The sequence below is a fragment of the Pigmentibacter sp. JX0631 genome, assembly GCF_029873255.1.
Taxonomy (GTDB): domain Bacteria; phylum Bdellovibrionota_B; class Oligoflexia; order Silvanigrellales; family Silvanigrellaceae; genus Silvanigrella.
The window spans coordinates 196,184-216,474 of record NZ_CP123622.1 but is presented as its reverse complement, the minus strand read 5'-3'; the positions used below and the strand labels follow the sequence as shown (position 1 = coordinate 216,474).

General features: G+C 28.7%; 17 protein-coding genes. 6 read left to right on the top strand and 11 right to left on the bottom strand.

Annotated elements, in window-relative coordinates:
- Positions 1-2: 2 nt before the first annotated feature.
- A complete protein-coding gene (locus QEJ31_RS00870; RefSeq protein WP_280591896.1) occupies positions 3-1,508 on the bottom strand; it encodes a hypothetical protein in 1,506 nt (501 codons plus the stop codon).
- Between the two features lie 328 nt (positions 1,509-1,836).
- Between QEJ31_RS00870 and QEJ31_RS00865 the strand changes: the two genes are divergently transcribed.
- Positions 1,837-4,797, top strand: a complete 2,961-nt coding sequence (locus tag QEJ31_RS00865; protein ID WP_280591894.1) for a hypothetical protein — start codon at positions 1,837-1,839, stop codon at positions 4,795-4,797.
- Between the two features lie 77 nt (positions 4,798-4,874).
- Here QEJ31_RS00865 and QEJ31_RS00860 read toward each other — a convergent pair whose 3' ends face one another.
- The 4 genes from QEJ31_RS00860 to QEJ31_RS00845 are packed head-to-tail and all read right to left on the bottom strand — an operon-like array spanning position 4,875 to position 11,416.
- A complete protein-coding gene (locus tag QEJ31_RS00860) occupies positions 4,875-6,614 on the bottom strand; it encodes a hypothetical protein (RefSeq protein WP_280591892.1) in 1,740 nt (579 codons plus the stop codon).
- On the bottom strand, positions 6,614-7,849 hold the full coding sequence (locus QEJ31_RS00855; RefSeq protein WP_280591890.1) for a hypothetical protein: 1,236 nt from the start codon (positions 7,847-7,849) through the stop codon (positions 6,614-6,616). Before QEJ31_RS00855 ends, QEJ31_RS00860 begins: the two co-directional genes overlap by 1 nt.
- On the bottom strand, positions 7,846-9,573 hold the full coding sequence (locus QEJ31_RS00850) for a hypothetical protein (protein WP_280591887.1): 1,728 nt from the start codon (positions 9,571-9,573) through the stop codon (positions 7,846-7,848). The genes QEJ31_RS00855 and QEJ31_RS00850 overlap by 4 nt, the downstream gene beginning before the upstream one ends.
- A gap of 16 nt (positions 9,574-9,589) precedes the next feature.
- Positions 9,590-11,416, bottom strand: a complete 1,827-nt coding sequence (locus tag QEJ31_RS00845; RefSeq protein ID WP_280591885.1) for a hypothetical protein — start codon at positions 11,414-11,416, stop codon at positions 9,590-9,592.
- 518 nt (positions 11,417-11,934) lie between these two features.
- On the opposite strand from QEJ31_RS00845, the gene QEJ31_RS00840 reads away from it, so the two are divergent.
- The 5 genes from QEJ31_RS00840 to QEJ31_RS00820 all read left to right on the top strand — a co-directional run bounded on the left by QEJ31_RS00840 (position 11,935) and on the right by QEJ31_RS00820 (position 14,940).
- On the top strand, positions 11,935-12,813 hold the full coding sequence (locus QEJ31_RS00840) for an Rpn family recombination-promoting nuclease/putative transposase (RefSeq protein WP_280591883.1): 879 nt from the start codon (positions 11,935-11,937) through the stop codon (positions 12,811-12,813).
- A gap of 79 nt (positions 12,814-12,892) precedes the next feature.
- Positions 12,893-13,195, top strand: a complete 303-nt coding sequence (locus QEJ31_RS00835) for a hypothetical protein (protein ID WP_280591882.1) — start codon at positions 12,893-12,895, stop codon at positions 13,193-13,195.
- 79 nt (positions 13,196-13,274) lie between these two features.
- A complete protein-coding gene (locus QEJ31_RS00830) occupies positions 13,275-13,565 on the top strand; it encodes a hypothetical protein (protein ID WP_280591881.1) in 291 nt (96 codons plus the stop codon).
- A 455-nt stretch (positions 13,566-14,020) separates the two neighbouring features.
- Positions 14,021-14,524 (top strand): hypothetical protein, encoded by a 504-nt coding sequence (locus tag QEJ31_RS00825; RefSeq protein WP_280591880.1) that lies wholly within the window; start codon positions 14,021-14,023, stop codon positions 14,522-14,524.
- Positions 14,525-14,601: 77 nt separating this feature from the next.
- Positions 14,602-14,940 (top strand): carboxymuconolactone decarboxylase family protein, encoded by a 339-nt coding sequence (locus QEJ31_RS00820; RefSeq protein ID WP_280591879.1) that lies wholly within the window; start codon positions 14,602-14,604, stop codon positions 14,938-14,940.
- Here the strand turns inward: QEJ31_RS00820 and QEJ31_RS00815 are convergent, their stop codons facing one another.
- The 6 genes from QEJ31_RS00815 to QEJ31_RS00790 all read right to left on the bottom strand — a co-directional run bounded on the left by QEJ31_RS00815 (position 14,941) and on the right by QEJ31_RS00790 (position 20,289).
- Positions 14,941-16,188: a protoglobin domain-containing protein gene (locus QEJ31_RS00815; RefSeq protein WP_280591878.1), complete on the bottom strand. Its 1,248-nt coding sequence runs from the start codon at positions 16,186-16,188 to the stop codon at positions 14,941-14,943.
- Positions 16,189-16,552: 364 nt separating this feature from the next.
- Positions 16,553-17,638 (bottom strand): ThiF family adenylyltransferase, encoded by a 1,086-nt coding sequence (locus tag QEJ31_RS00810; RefSeq protein ID WP_280591877.1) that lies wholly within the window; start codon positions 17,636-17,638, stop codon positions 16,553-16,555.
- Positions 17,611-18,234 (bottom strand): thiamine phosphate synthase, encoded by a 624-nt coding sequence (locus tag QEJ31_RS00805; protein WP_280591876.1) that lies wholly within the window; start codon positions 18,232-18,234, stop codon positions 17,611-17,613. Before QEJ31_RS00805 ends, QEJ31_RS00810 begins: the two co-directional genes overlap by 28 nt.
- Positions 18,227-19,003, bottom strand: a complete 777-nt coding sequence (locus QEJ31_RS00800; protein ID WP_280591875.1) for a thiazole synthase — start codon at positions 19,001-19,003, stop codon at positions 18,227-18,229. The genes QEJ31_RS00805 and QEJ31_RS00800 overlap by 8 nt, the downstream gene beginning before the upstream one ends.
- Positions 19,004-19,216 (bottom strand): sulfur carrier protein ThiS, encoded by a 213-nt coding sequence (gene thiS / locus QEJ31_RS00795; RefSeq protein WP_280591874.1) that lies wholly within the window; start codon positions 19,214-19,216, stop codon positions 19,004-19,006.
- Positions 19,204-20,289 carry an FAD-dependent oxidoreductase gene (locus QEJ31_RS00790; protein ID WP_280591873.1) on the bottom strand — a complete coding sequence of 362 codons (1,086 nt, stop codon included), beginning with the start codon at positions 20,287-20,289 and terminating at the stop codon, positions 19,204-19,206. The genes thiS and QEJ31_RS00790 overlap by 13 nt, the downstream gene beginning before the upstream one ends.
- Positions 20,290-20,291 lie beyond the last annotated feature (2 nt).

Sequence of the window (20,291 nt, the reverse complement as noted above, 5' to 3'; positions counted from 1 at the left end):
TATTAAAAATAAATTGATAATACGCCTTTTGCATTCATTGGGGAAACCATGCGGTTATAACCAGCATATGGGTATTCAAATTCAGCGCTAAATTCTGCAGGAATCATATAAGGTAAGCCACTAAATTTTGATCCAACTACAACAGAATAGTATTGCTCATATCCATGATCTGGGTGCATGGAAGATTCTCCTAAATAAAATTGATCGCCCACGGTATAAATAGGCTGACCATTTAAATAGGCTTTAGCTGCAATATTATATTTAGCTTGAGTATATAATCCTAACCACTTTAGGTCAGAAGAGACATTTCCTAATCCCCAAGAAGCTTGTAAAAATCCGATGTGGTGCAAACCTTTGCGCCAAAATTCTAAATCATTACCTTGGCCGTCACCAGTAGATGTGTCCGCAGTGTTAAAAGATGTATTATCAAGCATACTTGTTCTGCGTAAGTTAACTTTGTTAATTGAATATTCAGCTTGATGTTGCCAGCTTAATATAACTCCTGGGACAACTACGTAATCAAGGTTGAACCGCGCGATGGCATCATAAGTACCACCACCAGTAATTAAGGTGCCGTCTCCGCCTGTGGAGCGCATTGCAGTTACTAAATTAAATTTTCCTGTTGGGATTCGTAGACCGCCTCCAATTGAAAAATAAAGCGGCACGTGTCTGATAGGTGATTCTTCTGAAATAACGCTCCATAAAAAGCCGACCTGAATATCACCTAATCCGGTTGCTCCGTTTGTTGGCTGCGAAGCTGTAAGTAAAATATTTCTAATTTGATCTTTCAATGGGCTGGCTGAGCTAAACGTAAATGTTTCACCAGTTGGTAGAGGAATTGTTAAAGTAGCAGTGTTATTTAAAGATCCTCCGCCGTTAATAAAACCTGCGCAGGAGTCAGGCGTATTATTAAATCCGCATAAAGCGCCATTGTTAATTTGAGATAGTTTAGTAGAAAGATCATGAAGAACGTGATTATAATATTTTGCATATAATTCTGAATTTGCCGCTACACTGTCACCATTCATTCCGAGTTGGTAAGAAGCAGTATAAGGAAAACCAACTGCAATAGATAATGAATTTGTCAATCCATATTGAATTGCCATACCAGTAATGACCCGTTTCATGGAAATTCCGTTATCAACCTTCTTTCCATTACTATCAAAACCTTGATTGCCAAAACTGTATGCCACTGGAAGATCAATTTTAAAAATGCCTTCTGGTAATGTTTTTCCAGTTTGTAAAACAGCATATTTAGGAGGTTTTCTTCCCTTTTCTCCTAAACCACCAGCAACATCTGCGGTTGGATCGATATTGTGATTTTCTTTTTTCTCATCAACTGCATTTGTATTTTGTGCAATATTTTGTGAATTTTTTCTATTTGTTTCTTCACCAAACGCATTACTTTGAATAGTAATTGAGCTCCCCAATATAGCAATTAGAGAAGAATTTATTAAATTTTTTTTGCCTAGAAATTTCTTTATATTTTTACTTGAAAAGCGAAGCATATATGTCCCTCTAAATGCTTTTAAATAGGAAATAAAAAAATGTTTTAAAAAAAGCCAACCAAAAATTTAGAGAGAGAGGTTAGGTAAATACAAGTTTTAATTAGCACCTAAATACTTCTTTTGCAACTCAAACAATTTTTAATTGATACTTGCCAAATTTTTTAGAAAAGTATACTTACAATAACAAGCCAACTATTTGATTATCTTAGAGAGAGAAAAAGGTTGGGTTGGAGTATTTTAGAGGAACTCCGTACAAGAAAAATAAATTTTATATTAAGTATTACTGTACTTGTAGTACTCTATTGCCTAATTAAAAGAGGGAATTGATATGCGCCGTATTGTTTATTCTGTCTCGAGTTTTCTTTCTTGCCTTGCCATAGTTGGTTGTAATTTTAAAGGCAATACGGATATGCAGAAAGAAGGAAAAACAAATTGTCAAAAATGGGATGCGTTTGCTGCAAAAGTTGGTGTTCCGGGTTGTGATCAAGCTGTGTCTGCTACTGATAAAGCAGGGCTTATAAAAAACTTAAGTGAAATGCCTAAACATTTTGCTCCTGATGGTTCTAATTATGCAGAAGTAACAAAATTAGTCCAAAATTATGTAAGTCAAATGGCAACTAAAACACAAGCAACAGAAATTGTAAGTGTTAAAAAATTAGCAGATGTTTTAGTTGAGGCTGGTTTTGATGATCAGGTAGCAGAAGTAACAAATCCTGAATTTATTTCTATACCTTATTATGAAAGAGATAAGGTAGCACCAAGCGATCTTAGTGCTTATAAAACGCTCAGTGGTATTAATAAAAAATCAAAATTTAAAATTTATTCTACCAAAGAAGGCAAGATTGATACTAAAGAATTTGCAGAAGGTACAGCATATGTACTTATTTATAAATTAAATGGATCGGAGCAAAAATATTCTTCCATTGTTACTATTCCTGATACAGATAAAATTGACGAAAAATTTAAATTAATTATGTATGCGCATGGTGGCGATGCAGGTCTTTCTCTGCCAAATATGGCAAGAGTTTTGCAAAATAATTTAGGAAAAGGAATTGTAGCTGCCCCAAGCTTTCCGGGTGAACCCATTTGTTCTATCACAACCATTGGTGGAACTGTAGCTAACAATTTTAAACGCAGTTGTGGGGACGCAAAAGGTAACGTAATAAAACCAGCTGTTGCTGCAGAAGGTGAAAAATCACCGTTAGATAACGATGTTAATTCTTTTTTAGGATTGCATAATGCTATTTCAAAATTAGCAGTTACTACAAAAGAAAAACCAAATATTCTTTCAAACAATGTTGATCCGAATTTCAATTTAAATTTAGATTATTATACTAATGAAAATCCTGCTTTTAGATTAATCGCTGGCCCTAAAACGATTGGTGTATCTGATAGCCGTGGAGGTGCAACTTTATTAGCTGCTATTGGAAGAACTGGGATAATGCTAAAAAGTACTTTAGAAGGTGGTTTGGGGAATATTGATATTAAAAAAATGTCTTTCTTACCTTTATTTAGTTCTGCAGGGTTATTTTATACACCTTCAACCCTTTTAATTGGTGGTTTTAGAGTTGTTACCCAAAATATGCTAGCAGGTAATATTTATGATACCAGTATTTTAAATGCGTTACCTATGATACCAGAGTTAAAAAACAATTCATATATTTCAGATTATAGATTGGCTCCTATTGGGCAAGATCAAAAAGAATTAAATAAACTAATAGGATGGATTGGGGCATCAGATATAGTCTTTTTAGCCCCGTATATTTCAGTGGGAATGCAAAATTGGAGCGTAGTAATAAACGATATAATTAATACATTTGATACTGTTACTTATCCTGCATTAACAGCAAATGAAAAGTTAGCACCCGTTTTTTCGATATTAAAAAATTTAACAGATGAAACAAATTCTGATGGTAATCTTCTGTTAAAGATAAAAGGTTCAATTGAAAAAGCACATAATGATAAAATTAATATAAAACAGTGCAATTACTCTGAGGATATTGCAAATCCAGCAAATAAATCTTGTTCCATTTATAATATTTTAGTAAAGGGACAAGCAGAAATAAATTTAGGATACGAAATAATTCCTGCAACACTGCCATTAATTCAAGAAGGTGAAGTAAAGAATTTTCTTGATTTTATTAATTATTTAAATATATATTTAAAATTATTAATTGTTGATGATAATAATAATAAATTTAATAATTTAACAATGATTTTAGGATTAACTGAAATAACGGGTCTTAAGCCAGAAGTTTTAAAGCAATTTATAAATTTTATTGGTGAAGCTTTATTTGCAGCAAATAGAAACCCAAATTTGAGTTTTGATAATCCATCTAAAGATTTAATTGATAAAATAAAATTAAATTTAGATAACTTTGCGCAATTAAAAAGCATCATAATTTCGCTACCAGAAGAAAAAAGAAAAAATGCTATATCCGAATTATTAAAGCCTTATTTAAAAGTTTTAATGGAAAAACGTAAATCAGCCCCCGGTTCAATTATCTTCTTACATTCTACCCAAGATGGAGTTGTTCCTTATACGCAATCATTAATTGCTAAAAAAGCTATGGATACGGTATTTGATGCTGTCTATGGTAGTACACAAATTCCAAATAATCCATTAACGAGTTTTAATATCTCTGCTGTTGGTTCTCAATTATTTGCATTTCAACCTGAAGATCGTTTTTATGGAGTAAAATTAGGTGAAAAAACTTTTGATGGTAGTATCTGTAGCAAAACAGATTATGAAGGTAAAACAGCGAGTAACTATAATCCGTATGTTAAAAAATGTTTTGGAAATTTAGATCTAAATGATTCTGGTGATGGATTAGTAGCGCATGGAGATTCTGCTGTAAGAACTGCAAGGCTTATTTCTGAACCTTTAAAAGCCATGAGTTATGAAGCTAACAAGAACGATATTATAAATTCATTACTCTATGGAAATCAAAATTCAAAAAATAATGCTTCTGTAGTTGATATAAGTAAACAATTATCAACATTTAATTTTGCTTATAATATAGCGAATAAAAAAGAAATGACAAATATTTTTTATCCCACTGATTGTACTGATCCTAAAACAGGAATTCGTTACCTATTAAATGCCTGTCCACCAACAGCTAGAAATTTTCCTTTATTTAATAGAACGCTATTCCAAGACGGTTTGCAAAAAGATGCAATTGTAGATGCTAGATGGGAGCCGAAAAATAAAACTAGTTCTTTAACTCCAACTGATATCTTTACATTATGGATGGAAAGTGCTGCAGTTGAAGCAAGTAAAGCAAATTAAATTTCATTTTAATGTGATTAAAACAACCTTAAGAATTTAAGGTTGTTTTTTTGTTTTAAAGAATGAAAAATATTTTATTATTCATCTGAAATAATAATTTTATATTCATCTAAAATTATTATTTTACTAATATCAAGGTCAGATTCCAGTTTTCTAAAATACTGTTCATTTTTTTCATTAATTTTAAAATAAAATATTTCATCAGTTTTTGTAATTGCATAGCCTTCTATTATGTTATTAAAGTTCTTTCCACCAAATGTATTGATGACTGAAGAAGGAATATTAATATTAATAGGTTCGACATTTAAATATTTGGGTTTTACTAAGTAAAGATTTCCATTTTCATTTATTATAATGTTATCTTTAGCAACTTTGACAGAGTCTGGCTGATCGGTATATTTTGTGTAATCATCAAATATTATTTTAATAAACCTGTCATTATATTTAATAGATTTAATTTTTTTAGGGAAATCAATTTTGATAGGTAATTTTGAGTTAATAGACTGTGAATTTGCATTAAAAATATTTTTTCCCCAGCCGTATAACTCTCCATTTTCCAATAACGCAAGATAAGAAAATCCAGAAAAATTAAAATTTTCATTTCGATATTGAACTAATTCTTTTATAGGACTAGGGAGCTTTATTTGTTGTGGTTGCGATATTACATTATCAGTTGAATCAATGCCTACACCGTCAGAAATATTATTTCCCCAACCCCAAAGACTACCATCTACTAATTTAACGAATCTTGTCGGATAATCCAAATCATTACTTAAAATTCTTTCTACAGGTAATGGAAATATTAATTTTTGTTCCTTCTCTACAAAATTTGATTGCGTGTCTGATATCCCTAAACATCCTAGTATGTTGATCCCACAATAATTATTACCTTTTGCAAAAAGTTCGCCTTGCGAATTTAAAATATAAGTGCTTGAAAAACCTTGGTTTTCATTGACAAAAAGCATATTTTTTAAAATATCTTTCGCAATTGGATAAATAATATTTTCATTGCTAATTAGTGATTTATTCCAAGAATAAACTTCTCCATTTTCTAGACGGGCATAAAAATTATATGAAGTACTAAAAATTTTCTGTGCTCTAGCTGGTAAGGATATTTTATATGTCTTGTAGGGACTGTTATCATCGATGTAGTAAATATCTCCATTATTTAAAAGAACACTAGGACCATTATATAAAACTTTATCTTCAATTAATGATATTGTGGAAGGCAATTCTATGAATTGTTTATCTATTGTCGATAATTTACCATTTTCGTAGTTAACAAATATTGTTTTTTTTGTTAACAAGGATGTTTCTAGAACTTTAGAGATTTTTTCTGGAAAATTAAGTTTTTTTATTTTATACGGACCTTTATCATCTGATAATATATCATATAATTCACCATTTTTTAAAAATCTATTATTAGTTACCCTAAGCACATTTTCTAAATTAATCACAGTCAATTTTTTTGGAATACTTAAACTGTATAATTTGTTACCTTCTTTTGGAGTTGCAATTATTTTACAGCGGGTCCAATGAAAAATACCATTCTTTAAATTTTTTAAAGAAACAGTAGGTAAGGTAGTGGTGTTTTCTTCAAAAGCACTATTTGGAAATTTTCCATAAATATCATTTTTAATATTTTGAAAACTTCTTAACCATTGGTATGAAAATGTATAGTCGGCAATATTTCCATTTTCAATTGTTGGGGTACAAGTCATTTTATTACCACTGACACTAATATCAACCTTTAATTTAGGATTGGCATGCACAACTGATGCAAGAAGAAATGGTAGGGTAAGTAATTTTAATTTCATTATTGAAATTCCTTATTATTTGGGTTTTGTGGGTTTAGTGTTGCTAAATCATAATTGACTAATTGAGGAAAAATAATATTTTGTATTTCAAGACACTGGTATTTATTATATAAACAAGTTTCTTTAGCATATATCAATTTTGTTAAATTAAAATTAGATTCTTCTTGTAATTCTTGTATTGATTTCAATTGTTTATCAGTTAAGAGAAAAGTATCTTTATTCAAAATAAATTGACTAGCTCTTTCATTATTAACATATTCATCTTCAATTTTATTTTGAATATTATTTAAAACATTTTTTTGTGTTAGGTTTGCTTGATAATCTAAAGGTAACGTTGAGTTACTGGTTAAATTTAGAAAACCAAAATTAGAATAGTCAGAAAAAACAAATGATAATGGAACAGGTCCTTCTTCTGGATTAAGCGAATATTGCATATCGTTTAACTGTGCTATAAATTCTGTTTGACTATATCTAATTAAAGATTGAAAATATTCTTGACATGGACGTAAATTATCGAATGAACAATTTGGTTTACCTCCTATGCGGGTTAAAAAATTTTGAAACTTTGCTTGGCTACCACCAATTTGAGTAGCTGAAACAACAATAGAAACATCATTACTAAATTTTCTTAAATTTTCATCTACTACAGTTCTGGTAAAAGTTTTCCATAAGAATTTCATAGAGACCGTAACTAAAAAACGCGATTTAGCTTCTTCATTTTTAAAAAATAATTTTGCATTTAGTAAAAATTTGGCACCTAAATTAATAGCTGATATAAATTTATTTCCACAAATTTTTCTTTTTTCAGATTCCGTTAAATAAGTAGCTGATTTTCCTAAATCAGTAAGAGTAGGATCATGTATTATTGCGGATTTCCCAGTAATTGTATTATCATAAACAAAAGATAAACTATTTTGATTAGAGGAATATTCTTTGCTCAAAGTTATTTCTGTCTTTCCTGAAATAATTCTAAAATTTACACCACCAGACCCTTTGGTTTCTAGTTTATGTGCCATTTGCTGAGCAGAAAGATCAAAATAGTAATTTATATCATTGGTATTTTGTCCGTAATAATAAAGTTTATCTAAATCCTGTTTAATGCAATTACCTTGAAATGTATGCAGGTATGAATCAAACCCTTCAGCAGGAAATTTTTTATCTTCAGCATTAGCAACAAGAGGATTGGTTAAAAAGAGTATACTTGAAAATGAAAACAATTTAACATTTATTTTCATTTTAATCTCATTTCTTGAATAATAGGTAGGTTTGAATAGTAGTATTGCTTGCAGATAGGGGGATTTATTATCAAATGATCGGTTATAGGTAGTTGGTCACCAGCTTCAAAAATACAAAAATCACTATCAATGATAGGACAATTATTATCGTATTGAAACATGGGAGGTTGAGATTTAAATTGTACGATTACTTTATTGGGGTCTAAAAATTTAACTTTGATACTTGTATTTTTAATGCATTTTATCTTGCTATTATCTTTAAATTTATCTTTTTCACCATAACCTGTTAGATAAAGAGTTTGATTGTCAGTGAAGCCACCAGTCGCTAGTATAGTTGTATTTTGTTCTTGAGGTAAATTTACAATTGAAGTAACTTTTTGCCCATTTGAGGAAAAATTTAGAAACGAATTAAAATTATCTTGTTTTAAATACCAACTGCCTAAAAGTGAAAAATTACTTTTTGAAAATTCATTGATTTGCAATAATTTTTCATTAATAGGAGTCATTTTTTTGAGATAAAAATTGCTAGTTTCTATACAATCAATAATTTCATCTCCAAAGCATTGTTCAGCAGCACTAGAAATGAGGTCTAAATTTTTGCTAATCACTTTTGTTAACGACTTTAATTCATTTATCTTAGATGCTTTTAAATTAAATAAAAATAAATCTGCAATTTGTCCAGAATATTTAGTTTGCAAGTCAAATGCTGATTTAAGCTTATTTCTCGTGTCTATAATAGCCTGCGCCAAAGGTGGTGAAGGTATTTTTGGAATGAGTTGAATGGGTTTATCATCAACACTCAGCAAAGCATTTTTATACTGTGTCGCAATCCAACCAAAATAAGCCCAGCCTTTAGAATCGCTGGGGTCATAATTTTTATTTATTAATTGTGTAGCAAAATTTTGCTTATAGGTTGAAAAACTTTCTAATATATCTAAGCATTTTTGCATAGAATTTATTTTTCTACCATTAACAATTTCACTTTGTTCATCTAAGCTACAATAGACAGAATCTTCAGGGATTGCAGTAGTCAATTGAGAGGGATCTCCTCCTATTTGTTTTGCTTGGATTGACACAACTGTATTTGCAAGTAATTTTTTGTCACTTACATTTAAACTCCCTTGAATATTGGCAATTGAGTAAATATTTGCGCCTATTTTTCCGTAAAAATCTTTTTTATCAGCAATATTATTGAAGGAAAATTTTATGTTTATAAATAGCTTTGCACCAATAACTGCTTGTTTAATAAACTGATCCCCACAAATAACTTCAACATTATCTGTTGTAGTTCCATCTTTGTTAATTAAAAGATCCTTTTGTTTTGGATTTAAAGTATAATTATTGAGGGAAATCATTTTTGGAGTTATGGAAACAATATCAGTGTAACTTAAACTTAAGTCATTACTAGCCGTGCTACTTGCATAGTCAAACTTTCCATTTAAATTAAAATAAGAAAAGTTTAGGCTGCCTGATACACCACCTGTTAGACTATCATAAATTTGTTTATAGGAAGCATTGTGAATGAAATCTTCTTGTGCAGTATTTACCCCAGTGTAATTTATTTTTCCATTTATACATTTAGAAGTAGCAGTCTGTTTGTTTGAGATATAGCCTGAACCTAAAGAAATACTGTTCATATTTGAATATGGAATAAACGTATCAGCAAATGTAGAAGAAAAAATTAAAAAATTTAAAGCTATAGCTGAGTAGTATAATTTTATCATATGATCCTCTTAGAAATTATATTTTTTTTGCCAAATTATTTAATATATTTAAAACATTTTGTTCTTGTATCATCTGAAAAACTAATGGCTCACAGCTTTGTTGAAATAGTTTTTCATTGGGTAAGTCGCAGAAAGATTTAGGTATACCGCATTTATTTTCTAAAATTCTTTCATACTTCAACAAATAATTTTTATTATTTTTTTGCTCTAAAGAATAAACTACTTTTTTATTAAAATTACAGACTTCATCTTCAACTGTGGTCGTACTTTCAGAGTCTGCTTGAATACTATTTGCATTAGTAAACATACCATAGTCATGGTGCTGAATATTTTTTTCATCTGTATATATTGTATCAACATTTATACCAATTTGCGCTACATTTAGACTTATATTTAAAATGCTATTAAACCAAAAACCAGAAATATTCATGGCAGGTAAAATGGGTTTAAAATCGAGTACTGATGCATCATACTCTATTGCATTATGTATTGCAGATTCTTTACTTGCTATACAATTTTCAATATCCCGATAACAACTGTTTCCTGCTAGACTATATAATTTCATGTTATCTGCAGCATTATTTTGAATATTTTGAATTAGGTTTTTTTGATAATCATTCATGCGAATTGAAAGTAATTCTTTTGTTCTAGAATAAATGTATTTTTCAAATTTGTACAAATTTGCAAGTTCGTTTCTAGAAAGTTTAATGTTAGAATCAACTAATTTTATTGGAGTTGGACTAACAAGAATAATTGCATTTGATTTATTTGTAGGTTCAGTATATGAGATGGAATTATTTCTATAGTCGGATAAAACAGTCGACGTTGTTGCAAGTCCATGAAGATTATTTGTTTCGTATTTTAAATTTACGACAGATGGAATGAATACACTTTTTTGGTATTTTATTAACGCATCTAAGGTATCTAAACAAGCTGCTCTATTTTCGGGAGTATCTAAACTACACTTTAATGCATTATTTGGAATAGCGCGCGCTAATTGACTGACATCACCACCTACTTGAATAATATAAATAGAAATTGATTTATTTTTTGCTGTTTCAGAAGTTAAACTATTTAAATAACCTGCAATGCTTCCAAAATTAGGCATGTTGACATCTAATTTTCCACCTATGTTTCTTGCTTCAATGGCATCATTCATTGAAATTTTAACTGTAATTGCTAATTTTGCGCCTAGTGTTATAGACGAGACAAATTTATTTCCACAAACGTCATTGGCAATTGGGCTAACCTGTTTTGTTGTAAAATTTATTAAGCTATAAGCCGATTGTGACAGTTCTGGGTTACTAAGATTAAATTTTATATTGTCAAAATTCACAATATTTGTGAATGTGATATTGTTTTCAGTATGTTGTGCATTAGATGAATATTCAAATTCTCCGTTTGCAGAAAAAGTGGATAGGGAAACATTACCACTAGCTTTCCCATTTATTATCGTATTAAGTTGGTCATAGGTCATGTTTAGTCGTTGCATAGGTTCTGTTGTAGCTTGACCAAAATATTCAATATCTGAAGCAGAATCACTAACACACTGGGAAAGATATTCATCATTGTTTGAATTGTAGCCTTGGCCAAGTAGTGGTGTTGATTTTGTGTATTCAAATTCATCACTATTTGTCGTGGTTAATTTATTTAGTGCCCTATCCAAAAAATTTTGTTTATGATTTTCAGCAGAATTTTTTATTGTGTGATTTGAAATTTCAATCATAGCTGTATGATTTGAACTTGTATTTCGAGTTTGATTCGAAGAAACTTTGCCGTCCTTTTGACAACTCAAAACACTAAAAAGTGGAAGAAAAAAAATGGGATAACAAATTTTACGCATAGAAAAGTAATCCTTAAAAAATAAATTTAAAGAACGGGGAAGAAATATTTTGGATGTCTATACAAAATTAAAAATTATAATGCAATTAAATACTTACTAAAGAAATAAATTATTTTTGGTAACTTAAAACTCTAGTATACATAGTATTTAATTTAAAAATAAATTTATTAATAAAAAAATGTTCACTTTTTTAATAATTACTTTTAAAAAAAATCAATTTTAAATTACAATATTTATTATAAATTGACTTAAAAATATCTAAAAAATATGTAAAAGTAAAATTAAGTTATTAAGGCAAAAAAAGAAATGATTGAATTTTTTTTACTAAAGCTGAGAGGTATAATTTTTCTTCATATTTTATAAAAGAAAAAATATTCATTTTATAATTGAAAAGAAAAATATTATATACATTTTAATTTTGTCCAACTTTCTACTGCTTTTGTTCAAATTTTAAAACAACCATACATTTTATATTTTTTAATTTATGCTGCTTTTCCGTTTACTTGAAAGGAGCTGTAATGGAATTTGAATTGCTTGATATTAAAAATGATTATGTCTTTAAACGCATTTTTGGGGAGAAAGAAGATGTTTTAATCCACTTTTTAAATAGCGTGTTAAATTACCCAGAAGATGAAAAAATTATTTCTTTAACTTACTTAAATACAGAAATTAATAAAGATCAAGAAGATGATAAGGAAACTAGGCTAGATGTGTTGGCAAAACTCAATAACGAAAGTTTTGTCAATATAGAAATCCAAGTACAAAATACCTATGAATATGAAAAACGGTGTTTATATTATTGGGCTAAACTTTATGAACAACAATTAACCAGTGGAAAAAAATACAAAACTTTAAAACCAGCTATTTGTATTCATATCTTAAACTTTAATTTCTTTAAACACAAAGAACATTTTTTTACTAAAATTAAAACCTTAGATATTGATACAAAATATATTTTTAGTTCTGATTTCCAACTTTACTTTTTAGAAGTTCCCAAAATCCCCGATCAGTACTATAATGAACTGGACAAATGGATGCACTTTTTTAAAGGTGCTTCAAAGGAGACCGTCATGGCTATGCAAACACCTGAAATTGAAAAAGCATTTAATACACTTGAATATATCAGCCAAGATCCCGTTGCTAGGGCGAAGTATGAAGCCAGAAGAAAGTATGAGCTGGACTATAATACAGATATGGATGGGGCTAGGGAAGAGGGAGTTCAAATAGGATTTGCTAAAGGAAAAAATGAAGGAGTTCAGATAGGCTTTGCAAAAGGAATTAATAATCGAAATAAAGAAATTGTTTTAAACCTTTTAGCCAATCATTTTCCCATTGAAATGATAAGCAAATTAACAGATCTACCTATTTCTGAAATAGAGAAAGTAAAGAATACTTAGTTTCTCAACATTACTTTTCTTTAAAAGAATAAAATATTAAGAAATGCACTTTTTTAAAGGTGCTTCAAAGGAGACCGTCATGGCTATGCAAACACCTGAAATTGAAAAAGCATTTAGTACACTAGAATATATCAGCCAAGATCCCGTTGCTAGGGCGAAGTATGAAGCCAGAAGAAAGTATGAGCTTGATTATAACACCGATATGGATGGGGCTAGGGAAGAGGGTTTTGCTAAAGGGAAAAATGAAGGGGTGCAAATAGGTGAGTACAAACGAAACAAAGAAATTGTTCTAAATCTTCTAGCCAATCATTTTCCCATTGAAATGATAAGCAAATTAACAGATTTACCTATTTCTGAAATAGAGAAACTAAAGAATACTTAGTTTCTCAACATCACTTTTCTTTAAAAGAATAAAATATTAAGAAATGCACTTTTTTAAAGGTGCTTCAAAGGAGACAGTCATGGCTATGCAAACACCTGAAATTGAAAAAGCATTTAATACACTTGAATATATCAGCCAAGATCCCGTTGCTAGGGCGAAGTATGAAGCCAGAAGAAAGTATGAGCTGGACTATAATACAGATATGGATGGGGCTAGGGAAGAAGGAGTTCAGATAGGCTTTGCAAAAGGAATTAATAATCGAAATAAAGAAATTGTTTTAAACCTTTTAGCCAATCATTTTCCCATTGAAATGATAAGCAAATTAACAGATCTACCTATTTCTGAAATTGAGAAACTAAAGAATAGTTAGTTTCTCATCATTACTTTTCTTTAAAAAAATGTTTTAAAATTTTAATTCATTCAATATTCCATTGAAATGATTAATATATTAACAAATTATTCAATTTCAGAATTATAGATGCTAAACTTTAACGGTAATTATTTATAAAAAATCAAGTTTAAAAATACAATATTTATTATAAATAAAAAGAAAAATCTAAATAATATTTAACAGATTAATTTTTTTTTTTTGGATAAAAAAATTAGGATGTTTTTAAAATTAAAAAAAAATAATATTTGGCTTAGAAAACTTTTAATATTCTTCTTTTTATAGATTAGTATAAGTAATTAATTAAAAATTATATTAAAAATTATCCTGTTTTAGAATAACAAAAATGAAGAAAATTATTTATTAAATTGGAAGAAAATGATATTAAAAAAATGCGGAGTTAAAATTTATTAATTATTGTTGGAGGTTTAAATAAAATGAAATATTTTTCATTTATCATAAGCATATTTTTAGTATCTATTCAGACTAATTTATATGCTAACTCTAGATTTCTTATCTTTAACAAAACAAATGAAACTTTAGAATTTGTTAATGATTCTTATATTAAATATACGCTATACCCAATTCATATGATGGGCTATAATAAAGTTAATATTGACGAATATGGTTATTTTTACAATGGTGATGATTTATATGTTAATAATATATTTCATTTAAAACTAAAAGAAAAAAAAATTGCATGCTCATGGATTAGTATTTTAGGTTTTCAAATTAGACATGGGATTGTAATTGATATTTTCATTGATCATCAATTAAAAGGTCAATTTTGTGCTAATAAATATTCAGTTGTTGATATTCATTTCAATGCATATGTAGAAGTATTTAAAACTAATACAGGCAAATATCAAATTAAGTTTCTGAATGTAGGATGGTGGCAAAATGACACTGTAGCTCCAGTGCAGCTGGAATTAGATGTATAGGATTTATTATTGTTCAATATTCTGTTACAATTTTAGAGAACATAATTTAATTAATTTATCATATAAGGAAACAGAGTATGCTAAATTGGGAAGAATATCGGAAAGAAATAGCAGAAAGAGTTAAAATATTAGCAAAGCACAGTCCTGATACTATTAAAGGTTATAAAACTCTATCTGAAGCAGGAAATTCCACGAATCATTTGACTCCAAAAATTCGTGAATTAATCGGAATTGCTGTTGCTGTTACTACAAGGTGTGATGGTTGCATATCAGTGCATACAAAAGAAGCTTTAAAACATGGTGCAACTTTAGAAGAAATATCTGAAACTCTAGGAGTTGCCATTGCTTTAAATGCTGGTGCTGCCTTGGTATACGCTGCACGGGTTATGGATGCAGTAGCTGATCACAGCAAATAATTAACTTGCAATTCCTAAAATATCGTAATTTTCTTCCAAGTATTTTTTTAATAGGTCTGATATCATACAACAAGATAAGGATAGAAACTCTTTTACATTAAATTTTTCAAGATGTTCTTTAGCAAGTAACTCAAGTTCAAGATTGCTAATAAGTGATGAAATATTCAGCAACCCAAAAGTGGCAAAAAGATTTTTATATTCATGAAGTATTGTTTTTCCGGTAGCAATATCATCGCAATCTAATAAAGTAATATTTTTTGTTGCAATAATTTTTAACATATTTTCGAAATCGCTTTTTTGTTTAATAATTTTAATGAGTGAAACATTTTTCGCATTATTGTCTTCAATGACCTGTTGATTTTTTATATGTTCAGAAATATCTGTAGCACATATTACCATTTTTTCAGGTTTTTTGTTGATATTTAGGATAGGAGTATAAGATAATTTCAACGTCTTATTATAGAACTCTATTGTAGAAGGGAACATATTGAAAATGGAATCAAGATTAAACAAGTTTTCAAAATATTGTTTAATAGATAAAACTAAAATATCTCCTCTTTTTACACGAGAATCTGTGAAAATTTGAGGAAAGTCTTTTCCGGCAATATCTGCCTCAAAAATAAAGTGGCAAGATCTTGATACAACATCACTGATTAATAAATTTTTATCAATTATGAAGTAAGCATCTTTTATATTATTTAAAATTTCTTTTACTTTAGTTTCTTCAGTTACTAGTTTTTTTTCTAAAAATGAATAGTAAGTATTAATAGTAAAATAAACTTCAATAAATAATAAATCAGTTGTGATAGATTGCGCTTCAAATAGTTCTATAATATCTGTAAATTTAGTTTTCCATATTTTATTAATGGCGGAATTAAGAGTACCTATTGAGGCCAAATATGCGTCATTTGGAATGCCTTTTTTAAAATGTAAATAGCCAATTTTTATTTTTTCTGAATAATATTCAAGATCAAATGGTCCAGAAAATAAATAAGGAATATAGTTGCGATTTGTTTTCATCAATCGTTCAACTTCAGCACTTCCATGAAAGAATTTTTTTGTTTTTTCATTATTTAAATTAAATTCGTAGAAATCTTTTAGAACATTTTCAATATTTTCTTTTAAAATTGAACTTAATTTTTTTGCTGTTTCTTTTTTTTTCTCGTCAAAATTTAAATATTTTTCAAACTCGCTAATAGGACTATTAATAAAATAATTTTTTACATATTCATCATACTCTTCATTCATGTGCTGATCCTTTATTGGAGCTTTAAAGTAAATTTAACATATTTGGTTGCAAAGCATAGTCAGAAATAATGGTTTATAACTTCTATTTATTATTTTTTAAAAAAAAATGTATATTCCTAAACATATCAAAGAGAAATAAAGATTAAAATTGTACATAGGTAAGAATTATCCAGGACGGTACATTGACGCTTTATTTAAATTTTTGAATTAGAACAGACACATTTTATGAATGGTGATAGACTTTCTGCTTTGCAAATGGACTAATCATCTTACGATGAAAGTCATTGCATTTTGCTAACAAAATTTAGTGAAGATGTTTTATTAGATTCAATTTCAAAAATATTAAAAAATTAAAAAATTAAAATCAAATTTTTTTTGAGTAAAAAGCATTAAAACCATTTTTTCTAAAAAACTCACAAGCAATTTTACTTTTTATTCCATAATTACAGAAAAAATAGAAAGTACTTTTGATATTTATTTTTTGTTCATTTAAGATAGATTTTATTAACTTTATATTGCTATTTAAAATTGATTGAAAAAGTTTTTCACTAATATTAAAATCTAAATCAAACTGTTCATGCTTTTCATGCCAAATATTGAAGTTTATTTTGACGGAATTTAAACTAGATTGATTTTTAAAATCATCATAAGAAATTAAGTATAAATTATCTTTATTATCGTTTTTTGCTTCAATTTTTTTTGAATTTTTACAGATATAGCAAGAATGATCTTTTACCCAAAAAAATTTTTTAAAATTATTTTCTTTAAAATCAAACTGGTAATAAGTATTTACGTTAATTTGCTTTAAATTTGTCAAAAATTTTATAGCTTCATTGACAACAAAAGAACCAATAAGCCCACAAACAGATGGCAATACACCAAATAAAGAACAATTTACATCTGAAGATTCTATATTTGGAAATAAACATGAAAAGCAACCTTGACCAGGCTGAAATAAAGCAACATGTGCATTCATTGCCAATACTCCCATATCAATCCAACTAATAGAATTTTGGATAGAAAATTCGTTAATTTTTTTTCTAGTTCTAAAATTATCACTAGCATTAATAATTAAATCAATATTTTTTGGAAAATTAAAATTACTTTGGTTTGTAAAAAAGCAAGCATAAGTTTTAATTTTTGTTTCTGGAAAATGATTTTTTAAGTAATTAGATAAAACTTCTACTTTTTTTTTACCTAGATCATTTTTTGTAAACAATACTTGTCTTGGTAAATTCGATTCTTCAATAATATCATTATCGAAAATAATAATTTCACCAATTCCTGAGCTTGCTAAATATTGACAACAATTATGAGCTAAAGCACCAGCACCAATAATCATAATTTTGCTTTTTTTAATAGTTTCCAGGCCTTTAATTCCAATAAATGGAAGAGAGATTTGTCTAGAATATTTATGCAAATTTAAAAAAGGTTTTGTTTCTTTAACCATTGTTGAAGTCTTTCATCAGGATTCTTTGCCTTAGTAATATCACTAATAACCGAGATGCAATTAGCACCTGATTGATATATTTTTTCAGCATTGGCAAGTTCAATGCCACCAATTGCAACAAGTTTAATTTTAGAAGGAATTTTTTCACGCCATTCGGAAATTTTCTGATACCCTTGTGGCAAAAAACGCATTATTTTCGAAGTAGTTGGAAAAATTGGCCCCAAAGCAATGTATTGAGGTTCTAAATGAATTGCGTGATTTAGTTCTTTTTCATCATGTGTGCTCAGTCCAAAAAGTAATCCGCTTTGTTGAATTTTATTTGTATCAGCTATCAATGAGTCTTCAAAGCCTAGATGCACTCCAAAAGCATTATATTTTATTGCAAGCTCCCAAAAGTCATTAATTATTAGAAGATGATTATTTGCTTTTGCAAGTTCAATTGCTGTTTTAATTTCTTCTTCTAATGCAACAGACATTGATTTTTTTACCCGATACTGACTAATTGGAACATTATTTTCTATTAGTTTTTTTAACCAATAAAGGCTATCCACGATTGGATAAAAATGAAATGAAAAAGGATTATTATTGTTAAACATGGTAGAATGGAACTCCTTGAATGGGTGAACTTGCTTGTGCTAAATCTGATTCAGGCATGATGCCGCTTTGATATGCTATGCGGCCACTTTCAACGGCAAGTGCAAACGCTTTTGCCATAGGAGTAGGCTCAAATGCTTGCGCTATAGCAGAGTTTAACAACACAGCATCCATTCCTAATTCCATAGCAAATGCAGCATCGCTTGGAGCTCCAATTCCTGCGTCGATAATTATTTTTATATTTGGAAATCGTTGGCGCATAATTTTTAAATGATAGGGATTGATTATTCCCTTGCCAGAACCAATGGGCGCTCCCCAAGGCATAAGTACTTCGCAACCTAAATTTACTAATTCTTTAGCAAGGATTAAATCATCGGTCATATAAGGAAAAACGCAAAAATTATTTTTTATTAATTCTTCAGTAGCTTTCAGTAATTCAAAAGGGTTTGGTTGCAGCGTGTAGCTATCACCAAAAATTTCAAGTTTAATCCAATTTGTTCCAAATAATTCACGAGCTAAAAAAGCAGTTTTAATTGCATTTTTTGCATCATAACAACCAGACGTATTTGGTAATATTTTGACATTTAATTCTTTGATAGTTTCCCAAAAGTTATTTTTTTCTTTTTTTTCAGGAGAAAGCCTTCTCAAAGCAAGTGTAACGATACTAGAATTAGATGCAATTATTGCTTCTTTTAGTATATTTAATGATGGATATCTTGCAGTACCTATAATTAAATGGGAGTTTATTTTTTCACCGTATATTTCTAGCATTTAACCTCCTTCAAAGGGTGTTACAATTTCAATTTCGTCATGCATTCGTAACTTTACTGAAAGAATTTTATCTTTTGGTACGAGGACATTATTTAATGCTATTGCAATCCCTTTTTGTGATATTTGTTCCTTTTCTAGTATTTCAGAAATTGTTATGTCTATTTGAGAATATAATTTATCTTCCCCATTTAGTTTTACTTTTAAAAGTTGCATAAATTTTTCCATATAGATTGATCTAAATTATTTGGTAAATTAAAATTGTGATGAATAAATTCAGTAAAATATTTGCTTATTGTAGGACTAATTGTTATTCCATGTCGATATAATCCATTTATGTAAAATACATTTTCATGTGTAAAAATTTTTGGCTCTGAATTTAAGAAAGTGGGTCGAAGATTTACCCTTTGCTCTAAAATATTTGCCTCTAAAAAACCAGAATCAAATTGGCAAGCCATACTCAATAATTCTAATGTATCTGCTATTGTCATAGGATCAAGGCATTCTGTTTCTTGTGAGGTCGCACCAATTATAAATGTTTGATTTCCTCTAGGTACTATATAAATCGGATAACGAAAATGACTTAGTCTAACAATGCAGTCTATTTTAACTTGAGTTGCTTTTACAAGAATGAGAGAACCCCTCACACCTCTTATTAAATTATTAAGATTTTCTTTAGCATGAAATCCTGTTGTATTTATAATTAAATCATATTTCTTATCTAGTATTTTTAAGCAATTATTATCAATATTTTCTTTCTTAATTTGTGTATTGAAATGAAATGAAATATTTTTATTACTTAAGAAATATTCTTTACTTTTTTTAATAAAAATTCGAGGGTCAAGACACTTTTCATTGGGAATATAAAAACCATATTGAAAATTTTGTTTACTTCTATTAAAAAACTTCCGTAATAAAATTGAGTTCATTTCTATTGGAATGAAATTTGGGTCTTTATTAGAAATATATTTCAATAAATAAGCAATTTTAGCTTTATCAGAAGCTGCTACCAAATGTGAACATCCACAATTAAACAAAATATCTTCTGCATTTATTATTTTTAAAATTCCTTCCCATCTTGATAACGATTGCACACCTAATTTAAAAACTAGTTCCGAACTTTCCAAAATTTCTGACCATGGAGTAAGCATTCCAGCAGCAGTGGCACAACTAGATTTTGTTGAAAAATTGTCGTCTTTTTCAAATAAAGTAACAAAATGACCAAGTAACGAAAAATCAATTGTTAACATGCGTCCCAAGATACCTGCCCCTATGATAGCAATTTTCACTT